The 12,453-nt window shown below is 71.3% G+C and carries 10 protein-coding genes; 7 read left to right on the top strand and 3 right to left on the bottom strand.

Features of this window, described 5'->3' with window-relative positions; genetic code table 11:
• Positions 1 to 87: 87 nt before the first annotated feature.
• Together QN245_RS09515 and QN245_RS09510 are read left to right on the top strand one after the other, a co-directional pair.
• Positions 88 to 471 carry a c-type cytochrome gene (locus tag QN245_RS09515; RefSeq protein ID WP_026143839.1) on the top strand — a complete coding sequence of 128 codons (384 nt, stop codon included), beginning with the start codon at positions 88 to 90 and terminating at the stop codon, positions 469 to 471.
• 7 nt (positions 472 to 478) lie between these two features.
• Positions 479 to 940 carry a c-type cytochrome gene (locus tag QN245_RS09510; RefSeq protein WP_019800789.1) on the top strand — a complete coding sequence of 154 codons (462 nt, stop codon included), beginning with the start codon at positions 479 to 481 and terminating at the stop codon, positions 938 to 940.
• Positions 941 to 1,182: 242 nt separating this feature from the next.
• On the opposite strand, the gene QN245_RS09505 is transcribed toward QN245_RS09510, so the two are convergent.
• Together QN245_RS09505 and QN245_RS09500 are read right to left on the bottom strand one after the other, a co-directional pair.
• The gene (locus QN245_RS09505) at positions 1,183 to 2,901 is read right to left on the bottom strand and encodes a transmembrane repetitive protein (RefSeq protein WP_184447850.1); all 1,719 of its coding nucleotides are present in this window, start codon (positions 2,899 to 2,901) and stop codon (positions 1,183 to 1,185) included.
• A 13-nt stretch (positions 2,902 to 2,914) separates the two neighbouring features.
• Positions 2,915 to 3,511 (bottom strand): NfuA family Fe-S biogenesis protein, encoded by a 597-nt coding sequence (locus tag QN245_RS09500; RefSeq protein WP_184447849.1) that lies wholly within the window; start codon positions 3,509 to 3,511, stop codon positions 2,915 to 2,917.
• Between the two features lie 85 nt (positions 3,512 to 3,596).
• Between QN245_RS09500 and QN245_RS09495 the strand changes: the two genes are divergently transcribed.
• From QN245_RS09495 to QN245_RS09480, 4 genes are all read left to right on the top strand, one after another.
• Complete coding sequence (locus tag QN245_RS09495) at positions 3,597 to 3,938, top strand: 4a-hydroxytetrahydrobiopterin dehydratase (protein WP_184447848.1); 342 nt, start codon at positions 3,597 to 3,599, stop codon at positions 3,936 to 3,938.
• 5 nt (positions 3,939 to 3,943) lie between these two features.
• The gene (locus QN245_RS09490; RefSeq protein ID WP_184447847.1) at positions 3,944 to 4,381 is read left to right on the top strand and encodes an energy transducer TonB; all 438 of its coding nucleotides are present in this window, start codon (positions 3,944 to 3,946) and stop codon (positions 4,379 to 4,381) included.
• A gap of 85 nt (positions 4,382 to 4,466) precedes the next feature.
• Positions 4,467 to 5,288 carry a zinc transporter ZupT gene (gene zupT, locus QN245_RS09485; RefSeq protein WP_184447846.1) on the top strand — a complete coding sequence of 274 codons (822 nt, stop codon included), beginning with the start codon at positions 4,467 to 4,469 and terminating at the stop codon, positions 5,286 to 5,288.
• A gap of 126 nt (positions 5,289 to 5,414) precedes the next feature.
• Positions 5,415 to 7,232 (top strand): DUF3300 domain-containing protein, encoded by a 1,818-nt coding sequence (locus QN245_RS09480; RefSeq protein ID WP_184447845.1) that lies wholly within the window; start codon positions 5,415 to 5,417, stop codon positions 7,230 to 7,232.
• Between the two features lie 45 nt (positions 7,233 to 7,277).
• Here the strand turns inward: QN245_RS09480 and QN245_RS09475 are convergent, their stop codons facing one another.
• Positions 7,278 to 8,267: an RluA family pseudouridine synthase gene (locus QN245_RS09475; RefSeq protein ID WP_048490262.1), complete on the bottom strand. Its 990-nt coding sequence runs from the start codon at positions 8,265 to 8,267 to the stop codon at positions 7,278 to 7,280.
• A 394-nt stretch (positions 8,268 to 8,661) separates the two neighbouring features.
• Here QN245_RS09475 and QN245_RS09470 point away from each other — a divergent pair, with 394 nt between their 5' ends.
• The gene (locus QN245_RS09470; protein ID WP_317845149.1) at positions 8,662 to 12,180 is read left to right on the top strand and encodes an Rne/Rng family ribonuclease; all 3,519 of its coding nucleotides are present in this window, start codon (positions 8,662 to 8,664) and stop codon (positions 12,178 to 12,180) included.
• The last annotated feature ends 273 nt before the right edge of the window (positions 12,181 to 12,453 follow it).

The following is a 12,453-nucleotide window of genomic DNA, read 5'->3' as shown; positions in this document are numbered from 1 at the left end:
TCGGAGCCGCGAAAGGTGAGGCTATACTCGGGCCGTTCCGTGTTCCCCCACGCCGGAACCCCAATCCGTCCTCCGGACCACGAAACCATGCGCACGCAGCCGCTAGCCGCTTGTTTTGCTCTGGCCGTACTCGTTTCCGTTGGGGCCGCCCCGGCCATGGCGCAGACCGCGCCGGCGCCCGCCGCTCCCGCAGCCGCAGCCGCGGCACCCGCGCCCGTGCAGGGCAATGCCGCCAATGGTCGGGTGCTCACCTACACCTGTCAGGGCTGCCACGGCGTCACCGGCTACAAGAACGCCTACCCCAGCTACCGCATCCCCAAGATCGGCGGGCAGTCGGCGCAGTACCTGACCCAGGCGCTGACCGAATACCGGCTCGGCAAGCGCAAGCATCCGACCATGCAGGCCCAGGCGGAAAGCTTCTCCGACCAGGAGATCGCCGACATCGCCGCTTTCCTGTCCACCCTCAAGTAGGCCTCCCATGCCGAACGCCGCGCACGCCTTGCGTCCCGCCCTCGTCCTGCTTGCCGCCCTGTGCCTGGGGGCCTGTTCGCAATCGCAGGTGGAATCCACCAGCAAATCCGCCGGCGATCCCGGCCACGCCAGCGGCGAGCACGGTTCCGGCTCCTCCGCCGGCCTGCCCGGCGGGCGCATCGAGGCCGGCGACAAGCTGGCCCACGCCAAAGGCAAGGCCACCGGGCAGAGCTGCATCGACTGCCATGGCGCCGACGGCAACGCGCCGATCGACCCGACCTACCCCAAGCTGGGCGGCCAGTACGGCGACTATCTCGCGCACGCACTGCAGGCCTATCGCGGCGGCACCCGCACGCATCCGCTGATGAGCCCGCAGGCGGCGCAGCTGAGCGACCAGGACATCGCCGACCTGGCCGCCTACTTCGGCTCGCGCAGCAGCCAGTTGCGCGACCTGCACGGCGTGAACTGAGCCGACCATCGCCAGGCATCCCGCACGTCGCATGACGTGCCGGACGCTCGGGCGATCCCGGACATCAGCAGCGTGGTGGATGCGGTGTTCTACGCGCCGATGTCGACGTCTCGCTCGGCATAGGCCGACTCCCCATCGCGATCGGCATGACCGGTGTGCAGCCAGGCATGGCGCACGCCGTCCCGGCGCATCCCGCATCGCACAGCGACAACGAACCCGTCCCGATCCAGTCATCGCCGCGCTCAGCGGCTGCCGTTGTCCTCTTGCAGTTCGCGCTTGAACGGCACGTTCGGTGGCGGCCGCGCGCCGGCCGGCTGCTCGTTGAGATTGGGATCGGTGATGCCGCAGCCACCACCCACCTGCAGGATCGAGATCACGCAGGAAATGCTGCTGGTGGTGCCCGGAATCGGGATCTTCACCGACTTGATGCCGCGCCGCACCCACTCCTCCAGCAGGGTCGCGTTCGGCAGCCAGTACTTGTCGAACGAGGTCGGCGTGTAGTCGTACGGCGGACGCTTGAGCCACTCCCCGGCCTTTTCGATGCGCTCGCGGGTCCAGCTGTCGGTCTCGGACCCGGGCGCGCTGCGCGCAGGGGTCTGGTCGTTGCCGCGGCCATCGGCCAGGCGCACGCTGCCGTCGGCATTGAACAAGCCGCCGCCCTTGCTGGCGCCGGCACCGGCATCGCCGGAGCGGTTGCGCGCAGCCGCGCCCCAGTCGTCGCCACGCTGCGGCGTGGCCCAGCCACCATCGCGAGCGACCGGGGCCGGGCCGCTTCCCGGGGCCGCGGCCTGGCTCCCGGGCGGCGCGGTGCCGGCCGCGGGCGCGGTCGGCTTGGCGGGCGCACTGGCGGCGGCACCGGCTGCTGCGACCGGCGCCTGCTGCGCTGTCGGCGCGCTGGCCGGCGCTGCGTCCGGAGCGGTCGCCGGTGCTGGCATGGGCGCGCTCGCGGTAGCGGTGCTCGGCGTTGGCACTTCGATCTGACGCACCTGCGGTACCTCGGCGCTGCGCGGCACCGGCGTGGGCTCGGGCGTGCGCAGCTGCGGCGCCGGAACCTGCACCTGCGGCAGCGGTGCCGGCACCTCGCGTTCGCGCACCTGCACCTGCGGTGCGACTGGGCGCGGCACCGCGATGTCGCGCGGGCGCAGCTGGGCCACGGTCGGCACGTCGGTGACCACCTCGACCTCGCGTACCGGCACCTGCACGTCCGGCGGCACCACCGCGCGCGGTGTCGGCACCGGCACGCGCACGCTCGGCGGTGGCGGCAGCACGAAGTCGCGGGTGGGCGTCGGGGTCTCGGTCACCTGCAGCGGCTGCTCCGCCGGCGGTGGCGGCGCACTGGCCGTGGTCTGCGTGGGCACCGGCGGAACGGGAGCTGGAGCGGGAACCGGAGTCGGCGCCGCGGCCGGTGCGGGCGCTGCAGCAGCCGGCGGCGTCGGGCGCGAGCGCGCGGTCGCGGCGTGCTGCGCACGCGGGGTCGGCGCCGCCGCCGTTGCAGCGGCGGCCGCCTCGGCCGGCGCACCGCCACCGCGTTCGGCGGGCGTGCCGCGGCCGACGAATTCCACCTGTACGCGCCCGGCGGCGTCCGCGTCGGCGCGCGGCGGCAGCCAGCGCACGAACGCCACCCACAGCAAAAACACCGCGAACAGCAGGTGCAGCAACAAGCTCAGCAGGACGGCCAGGCGCCGCCACCAGCGCTGGTCGTAGGGCGCCGGATCCCAGTGCTGCCACCACAGGCGGCGGAACGCCTGCCACAGCGGCAAGGCCGGCAGGCGCAGGGTCGCAGGCGGCGAGGCCGGCGGCATCGCCGCGATCAGCTCGGGGGCTGCAAACGGCCGAGGCACGACCGGTTGCGCCGCGATCCAGTGCGCCCACGCGTACGGCAGGCCGGTGCGGCGATCGCGCAGCAGCTTGCGCGGCGTGCGCGCCAACAGCGCATCGAGGATGTCGGTGGCGCGCGTCACCGGCAGTGGAAAGTCAGGCGGCCGAATCGCGCGGAATGTAGGGGGCGCTGCCGGTGTCGTGGTCGGTGGCGTCGCGCACCGCGGTCACGCCCGGCACGCGGCCCATCAGGGTCTTCTCGATGCCCTGCTTCAAGGTCACGTCGGCCATGCCGCAGCCGTGGCAGCCGCCGCCGAAGCGCAGCAGCACCACGCCATCGGCGGACACTTCCTGCACCGCCACGCGGCCGCCATGCTGGGCCAGCTGCGGATTGACCTCGTTTTCCACCACCCAGCGCACCCGTTCCACCAGCGAGGCCGCCTCGCCCGGGGCTTCGCCCTTGATCTTCGGCGCCTTGATGGTGAGTTGCTGGCCGGTGCCCTGGGTGACGTAGTCGATTTCCGCGCCGTCGAGCCAGCCGACGCTGTCGGCTGCCACGTACAGGGTGAAGCCGGCGCAATCGATCGCCCATTCGTCGCCGGCCAGGTCCGCCGGCTCGGCGAACTCCAGCCGCGCATCGGCGCGCGGGGTGCCGGCATCGACCGCGCTCAGGCGTACGCCCATGCCGGGCACGGCCTCGCGTTCGAGCAACTTGCGGAAATGGGCCTGTGCGTTGTCTGAGATCTGGATCATGCGGGTATTCTAGACCCTTCCACGCCCTGCGCTCGTCGCGGGCGGTATGTTGACCGGCCCTGTCCGTTCCACCGCAGAGACCACCATGAACGACCTGATCCCGCTCGTCCAGGCCCATTGCTCGCCCTGCAAGGGCGGCGAATACAAACTGACCCAGGCGCGCCTGGCCGAACTGCTGCCGCAGGTGCCCGGCTGGGACGTGGTGGAGAACGGCACCGCGATCAGCCGCACCTTCCGCTTCCCCGACTATTACCGCACCCTGGCCTTCGTCAACGCGCTGGCCTGGATCGCGCACCGCGAGGACCACCACCCCGACCTGGGCGTGCACTACGACCGCGTGGTGGTGCGCTATTCCACCCACGATGTCGGTGGCCTCAGCGAGAACGACTTCATCTGCGCCGCCAAGGCGTCCGCTCTTCCGGAATGAACCCGATGACCGCCACCGCTACCGCCCGCCGTCTGCTCCCCCTGGCCTGCCTGAGCGCCGTGCTGCTCAGCGCCTGCGGCCAATCCCAGCAATCGCAGCAACACACCGTGGCGCAGCCGCCGACCGAGGTCGCCGCGGTGAAGACGCCGCCGCCGGACTATCCGATCGACGTGGCCTGCGCCGGTGTTGGCGGCAAGGTGGTGCTGAAGGTGGTGGTCGGCGTGCAGGGCAAGCCGACCGAGGTGGACGTGGTTGCCGGCAGCGGCCAGGCCAAGCTGGACGCCTCGGCGCAGGAGGCCGTGCGCGGCTGGACCTTCAAGCCCGCCACCCGCAACGGCCAGGCGGTGCCGTGGACCATCCAGGTGCCGGTCAATTTCAATCCGCCGCAGCCGCGCCCGGACCGTTGCTTCGCGCTGGACGCCCAGGCGCACAAGGCTGGCTGAACCATGGGCGCGCGCGGCGCGCCTTCACGCGACACCCGCACCGCGCCGGGTTTGATCGACGCCTCTTCCTAGGAGCCGCCGGCGCATGCTGGATATCCCGCTGCACAATGTCCTGGTCGCGCTCGGCGTGACCCTCGCCGCCGGCTTGGCCACCGGCCTGGGCAGCGTGCTGGTGTTGTTCAGCAAGGGGCCCAATCCGCGCCTGCTCGCCTTCGGCCTGGCATTCTCCGCCGGCGCGATGGTGTACGTGTCGCTGACCGAGATCCTCGGCAAGTCGATCGCCGCCTTCAGCGAGGCCTTCGATCCGCGCCTGGGCCAAGCCTACGCCACCCTGGCGTTCCTGGCCGGCATGGTGCTGATCGTGACCATCGACCGGCTGGTACCCAATCCGCACGAAAGCCTCAACAGCCGCGATCCACTGTTCCGCGACGACAACCGTGCCTACGTCAAGCGTGTCGGCCTGCTCACCGCGGTGGCGATCACCGCGCACAACTTCCCCGAGGGCCTGGCCACCTTCTTCGCGACGCTGGAAAGCCCGGCGGTCGGCATGCCGCTGGCCTTCGCCATCGCCGTGCACAACATCCCCGAGGGCATCGCCATCGCGGTGCCGGTGCATTACGCCACCGGGCGCAAGTCCTATGCCTTCGGCGCCAGCCTGCTGTCCGGCCTGGCCGAGCCGATCGGCGCGCTGATCGGCTACGTCGCGCTGGCGCGCTTCCTGTCCGATGCGGTGTTCGGCGCGGTGTTCGGGCTGATCGCCGGGGTGATGGTGTTCCTGGCCCTGGACGAATTGCTGCCGGCGGCCAAGCGCTACGCGCAGGGGCACGAGACGGTGTACGGCCTGGTCGCGGGCATGGCCACGCTGGCGCTCAGCCTGGTGCTGTTCCGCCTGTCCGCGCCGGTCTGAGCGTGCCCGTGGGCGCCGCCTGAACGCGCGCTCGCTGGCCCGCGCGGCGACGCTGCGCAGAAAGGTCGCAGACACCCAAGGCGGCGCATGCTGCGGCCACCTTCGCCCCGCTCGATGAGGTGTCGCATGGAGTTCCGTCCCCTACCCCCGGCCAGGCTGGCCCTGTTCACCGCGCTGAGCGTGGTGGCGCTGGGCGCCTGTCAGCGACAAGAAACGCCATCCCCCGCGACCCAGGCCGATGCGCCCGCCCCCGCCGCGGCCCCCGCGCCCGCCCCCTACGTACCGCCCACCGCCGACCAGCTGTATCAACTGGTGGCGCCGATCGCGCTGTTCCCGGACAAGCTGCTGGCGCAGACCCTCGCCGCCTCGGTGTATCCGGATCAGGTGGTATCCGCGCAGGACTGGCTGCGCAACAACCGCACCCTGTCCGCCACCGACCGCCTGCAGGCGGCCGCGGCGCAGCCTTGGGACCCCAGCGTCAAGGCGCTGACCGCCTTCCCCGACGTGGTCGACCAACTGGCCGGCAACGGCGACTGGACCCGCTCGCTGGGCGATGCCTACGCCCACGACCCCAACCAGGTGCTGGACGCGGTGCAGGTGATGCGCCAGCGTGCGCAGGCGCAGGGCCACCTGCGCAGCACCCCGCAACAGCGCGTGCAGGTGGTGCAGCGCACGGTGGTCGAACCGGCGCCGGCCTATGCCGACGCGGTACCACCGCCGACCCGCACCATCGTGATCGAGCCGGCGCAGCCGGACGTGGTCTACGTGCCGCGCTACGACCCCGACGTGGTCTACGGCGCACCGGTCAACGTCTACCGCGAGTACCGCTACCGCCCGCCGCGCCCCTACTACGACACCGGCGACCTGGTCACCGCCGGCATCATCTCCTTCGGCGTCGGCGTGCTGGTCGGCGACGCGCTCGAACATCACCACCACAGCGTGTTCGGCTGGCTGGAACCGGCACCGCCGTGGCACAGCTGGGGCTGGAACAACTGGGGGGTGAACTGGAACGCGCCGCCATCGGCGCCGAACTACGTGGTCTACCGCAACAGCGTGTACGCGCCGCGCACCACCATCATCAACAACCACTACGACAACCGCAGCTACGTGCACAACGACTACCGCGGCGCGCCGCCGCCGGCCGCACCGATGGGTGGGCCGGGCGGTCAGCAGGCCTTCGCCGCCACGCATGCTCCAGGTGCCGCAATGACCGCCGCGGCGATGGGCGCACGCATGCCGGCCGCGGCGTTCGGGCCGACCCGCGCCCAGCCGGGCGCGATGCCGCAGAGCATGCCGCACTTCACCCACCAGATGCTGCAGGCCGGCCGCCCGGTCGCGGCGATGCCGCCGCCGGTGCAGCGCCTGCCGAGCCCGGGCACGCCAGCGGCCATGGCCGCCGCGCGCGATCCGCGGCTGCTGCCCGGCTTCGCCCAGCGCGCTGCGGCACCGCCACATACCGTGGCGATGGCCCAGCCGAACGCACCGCGCGCGGCTCCGTCGATGCCGGTCCCGCAGTTCCATGGCCGCCCGGTGCCGCAGGCGCTGACGCCCACGCCGGTGCCGCACGAGGCCGTCGCCAATCGTGGCGGCATGCCGGAAGCGCGCGTCGCCGAACCGTCGCGGCACGGCGACCCGGGCATGCAGCCCTCCGGCTTCGCCCGCGAGATGGCACGCACGCAGCCGCCGCGCCAGGCGATGCCGGCCGACGCCCCGCGCGCCCAGGCCTGGCATGCGCCGGCGCCCGAACGCGAAGCGCGGGCGCCGGAGATGCCGCGCGAGGCGATGCGCGCACCGATGCCGGAACCACGCCAGGAGCAGCGCGTCGCCCGGTTCTCGCCACCGCCGCGCATGCCGGCGCCGCGTCCAGCCGAGTCGCACCCGGCACAGCGCCCGACCCCCGCCCACCACGACGGGCGCCACGACCACGACCATCACGAAAGCTGAGCCCAACCCGGGAGCGGCAGCGATGCCGCTCCCGGCGCGCCTGCCTCAGCCGAGGCGGTTCAGCGCCTCGGCCAGTTCGTCGGCCAGTGGCGCATTCAATAGATAAGGCGTCTTGCCGTCGTCCAGGCTGAACTCCAGCGAGGCGGCATGCAGGAACAGGCGTTTGAGCCCAATCTGCTCGCGCAGGCGCTTGTTGACCGCCGGATCGCCGTACTTGTCGTCGCCGGCGACCGGATGTCCCAGGTGCTGCGCATGCACGCGGATCTGGTGGGTGCGGCCGGTCTCGATCCGCACCTCGCAATAGGAATGCCCGCCGCGCCGTTCCAGCACCCGGAAATGGCTCAGCGACGGCTTGCCCGCCGCGTTCACCTGCACGTGGCGCTCGCCGCCCTGGCGCAGGCCGATGTGCAGCGGCGCGTCCACGCTCATGGTGCCGTCGGGCATGCGTCCGACCAGCAGGGTCAGGTAGCGCTTGCTGATGCCCCGCCCCTGGACCCGGTCGTCCTCGCGCATCAGCGCCTGCAGCTCGGTCAGCGCCGAGCGCTTCTTGGCCACGATCAGCAGCCCGGAGGTGTCGCGGTCGAGCCGGTGCACCAGTTCCAGCGACTGATTGGGACGCAGCGCACGCAGCGTCTCGATGGCGCCGAAACTGATCCCGCTGCCGCCGTGGCTGGCGACGCCCGACGGCTTGTTCAGCGCCAGCAGCCGCGCGTCCTCGTAGACGATGGCCGCCTCCAGCCGGGCCATGAACGCATCCGGCGGCGCGCTCTTCTCGCCCTCCTCGGCCAGCCGCACCGGCGGGATGCGCACTTCGTCGCCGGCCTCGAGCTTGCGCTCGGCCTTGGTGCGGCCGCCGTTGACCCGGACCTGGCCGCTGCGCATCAGCTTGTAGATCAGGCTGCGCGGCGCGCCCTTGAGCTGGCCGAGCAGGAAATTGTCTACGCGCTGTCCGGCCCTGTCTTCCGGGACCTTGAGAATGCGCACCGCGCTGGTCGCGACATCGCGCGGCTTTGGAGGGATCGGGGGGGAAGTCATCAGGCAGTTTATTCTGTTACACTCGGGGGGCGAGATAAGGGTTTGATTTCGTTGGAAGTTAGTTGAGGGCCAGAAGCCCGGCTTACGACGATTCCGGCACAGTGCGCGACCACCGCCCCCGGGGCGGCCATGTTAGCGGCTCACCGGCCTACCCGGCCATCGCCGGATGCCGCAAGCGTCCGCGCTGAACATGCCCCGTGCGGCGCCCAGCCTGGCTGGAGTCGCCGCCGGTCCTGAACCACCTAAAAGCAAGAAGCGCTCCCGCGGCTCGCCGTGGTGTCGTAGCGCTGGAAACCCAAGACGCCCACCCCGCGCCTGCGCGATGGGCGACGAAGCGTGACCAGAAGCGAAACCCCATGGCGTTCCGCGCGGTAGCAGCGCGAGGAACGCAACAATGAAGCGAATGCTGATCAACGCCACGCAGGCAGAAGAACTGCGTGTGGCCATCGTGGACGGCCAGACCCTGTACGACATCGACATCGAGCAGCCGTCCAAGGAACAGAAGAAGTCCAACATCTACAAGGGCCGCATCACCCGGCTCGAGCCCTCGCTGGAAGCGGCCTTCGTCGAATACGGCGGCGAGCGTCACGGCTTCCTGCCGCTGAAGGAAATCTCCCGCGATTACTTCCAGGCCGGCGTCGACCACAACAAGGCGACGATCCGCGAACTGCTGCGCGAGGGCCAGGAAGTCGTGGTCCAGGTGGACAAGGAAGAGCGCGGCAACAAGGGCGCTGCCCTGACCACGTTCATCTCCCTGGCCGGCCGCTACATGGTGCTGATGCCGAACTCGCCCACCGCCGGCGGCGTCTCGCGCCGGATCGAGGGCGAAGACCGCGCCGCGCTGAAGGAAGCGCTGGACAAGCTGAACATCCCCGACGACATGGGCGTGATCATCCGCACCGCCGGCGTCGGCCGCGATGCCGAAGAACTGCAGTGGGACCTGGACTACCTGCTGCAGGTGTGGAAGTCGATCGCCGAGGCCGCCCTGGCCAAGCCGGCGCCGTTCCTGATCTACCAGGAATCGCGGCTGATCATCCGCGCCCTGCGCGACTACCTGCGCGCCGACATCGGCGAGATCCTGGTCGACACCGCCGAGATGTACGGCGACGCCCAGGAGTTCATGCAGCAGGTGATGCCGCAGAGCCTGCGCAAGCTCAAGCACTACACCGACGACATCCCGCTGTTCAATCGCTTCCAGATCGAGTCGCAGATCGAGGCCGCCTACGAGCGCAGTGTGCGCCTGCCGTCCGGCGGCTCGATCGTGGTCGACCAGACCGAGGCGCTGACCGCGGTGGACGTCAACTCCTCGCGCGCCACCAAGGGCAGCGACATCGAGGACACCGCGTTCCAGACCAACCTGGAGGCGGCCGAAGAGGTCGCGCGCCAGTTGCGCCTGCGCGACCTCGGCGGCCTGGTGGTGATCGACTTCATCGACATGGCCTCCAACAAGCACCAGCGCGAGGTCGAGAACCGCCTGCAGAACGCGCTCAAGTACGACCGCGCGCGGGTGCAGATCGGCCGTATCTCGCGCTTCGGCCTGCTGGAGATGAGCCGCCAGCGCCTGCGTCCGTCGCTGGGCGAGTCCAGCCAGATCGTCTGCCCGCGCTGCGATGGCCACGGCCGCATGCGCAGCGTCGAGTCGCTGTCGCTGTCGATCATCCGCGTCGCCGAAGAGCACGCGATGAAGGAGAACACCGGACAGGTGCTGGTGCAGGCCCCGGTGGAGATCGCCAACTACCTGCTCAACGAGAAGCGCCGCGCGCTCAGCGAGATCGAGAAGCGCCACGACGCGCCGATCGTCATCGTCGCCGACGAGCAGATGCACACCCCGCACTACGAAGTGACCCGCCTGCGCGAGAACGAACTGGGCGAGGAAAGCACCAAGCCCAGCTACCAGCGCGGCACCCCGCGCAAGCTGCCGGTGCATGCGCTGACCAAGGCGCAGTTGAACATTCCGGCGCCTGCGGTGACCAATGTGAAGCACTCGCAGCCGGCCCCGGTGCGCGAACCGGCCGAGGAACCGGTGGCCGCGCCGGCACCGGCGCCGGTCGTCGCGCCGACCCCGGTCGCACCGCCGGCCACCGGCGTGGTCGGCTGGCTGAAGCGCATCTTCGGCGCCGGCGACAACCCGGCCGCCGCCCCGGCCGCCGCCGAGCCGGCACAGCGCCAACGCCCGCAGGACGGCAACCGTAACCGCAACGACCGTGGCGATCGCAACGACCGCAACGCGCGCCGCAACGGCGGCCAGGGCGGCAATGCCGCCCGCGGCAACGGCAACGGCGGCAATGCGCGCCGCGACGAACGCCGCAACGGCAACGGCAATGGCGCCACTGCGCCGGCCGCGCAGCAGAACCAGCAGCCCAAGGCACCGCGCAACGAGCAGGCCGCGCAGCAGGCCAAGCCGCAACAGCAGCCGCAAACGCCCAAGCCGCCGAAGCAACAGCAGCCGCAGAACCCGCCGCGCCAGCCGAAGCCGCAGCAGGATCCGGCACAGGCCGCCGTGCAGGGCGACAAGCCGCCGCGTCAGCCGCGCGCCGACGAGGCCGTGGCCAAGCAGCAGGCCGCGCCCGTCGCCACCGCACCCGTGACGCCGATGCAGGACGCCACCACCCTGGCCGCCGCTGCGGTCGCCGGTGGCGCGAGCGCCGCGTCCCAGGAGCCGGCAGTGGTTGTCGAAGCCGCCGCCGCACCGGTGCAACAGGCGCCTGCCGCCGCAGCAGCCGGCATCGATGAACGCGAAAGCGCCGCGGAAACCGCGCAGGCTGTGCCCGCCGGCGAAGGCGCCGAGGGCGAGGACGGCACCGGCGACGCCGGTGGCCGCCGTCGTCGCGGCCGTCGCGGTGGACGTCGTCGTCGTCGTGGCAATGGCGAAGCCGGTGCCGCCGGCGATACCGCCGGGCTGGATGATGCCGATCTGGATGCCGGCGACAGCGACGGCGAAAGCGCGCCGGCGCCGAGCCGCAGCCAGCCGGAGTTCGACTTCGACGACGACGGTGCCACCGACGCACCCGCACCCAAGCCGCCCGTGCAGGAAAAGCGCGAGCCGCAGGAAAAGCGCGAGCGCCGTGAGCGTCCGGCTGCCGTCAGTGCAGCGGCACCGGCCAGCGACGCAGCCCAGGCCCCCGCGCCGATCACCGTCGACCCCGTGCCTGCGCCAGCCACCGCACCGATGCAGCCGTCCGCGCCTGCCGACACCGTGATCGCATCGCCCGCGCCAGCCGCTGCGGCTCAGGGCGTCAGCGATGCGGCCGTCGCCCATGCCAACACGGTGGTGGCGGCACCGGCAGCACCGGCGCCGGTCGCCGAGACCACGCCGGTCGCACAGGAGACTGTGACCACCGACCGCGCCGCGGCACCGGCCGAACGCGCCACGCCTGCCGTCGCCCCGACCACGCAGCAACCGCAGGCAGTCACCACTGCCGTCGAGCAACCGACCGCCACCGCCGCCAAGGCGCCGGTCGCGGAGCCGGACGCCGCGGATACCACGACCACGGTCGAGGATCCGGCGGGCGTCACCGCGCCGGCGGAAGCTGCCGTCGTTCCGCCGAGCGCAGCGCCGGCCGTCACCGCCGCGCCCACCGCTTCCGTGGAGCCGCGTGCCGAAGAGGCTGCCCCGGCCAAGCCGGCTTACGTCCCGGTGCAGACCACTCTGCTCGACGCCTTCGCCGATGCACCGGCGCAGGCTCCGTACGGTGGTGCAGCAGCGGCCGCAGCGTCGACCGAGAGCGTATCGGCCACGCCGGCAAGCGACGACACCGCAACGTCCGTTGCCGCCCCGGCTGCCCAGGCGCAGGTCGTGTCTGCAGACGAGGCGGCGAAGAAGGAACGCGCCGCCACTGCCGCGCAATCCGCAGCGCATGCGCCGCATGCCGCGGACAAGGCGGACGGCGACGAGCACAAGGATCGCAGCTGATCCACGCTTTTCCCGTTGCAGCATGAAAGAAGCGGCCTTCGGGCCGCTTTTTTTTATGGGCGCGCTGCAGCGCAAACAGCGCAGCGGCTCAAGGCGATATGCCCGCATGCGCGAATAGTCAGCGCGATCCAGTTGCGCTGCACCGCCGAAGCAGCAGCTTCACGTCACCTCCAAAACACGCTTTTGCGGCAGCAACGACACTCGATCACCTCGTAGGTGCGGCTCTTCCCCTTTGCGGGATTAGCCGCGACAGAGCATTACCGGTCGCCTGTC

This window comes from Xanthomonas rydalmerensis, assembly GCF_033170385.1.
Lineage (GTDB): Bacteria > Pseudomonadota > Gammaproteobacteria > Xanthomonadales > Xanthomonadaceae > Xanthomonas_A > Xanthomonas_A rydalmerensis.
This window is presented reverse-complemented; position numbering and strand designations above follow the sequence as displayed.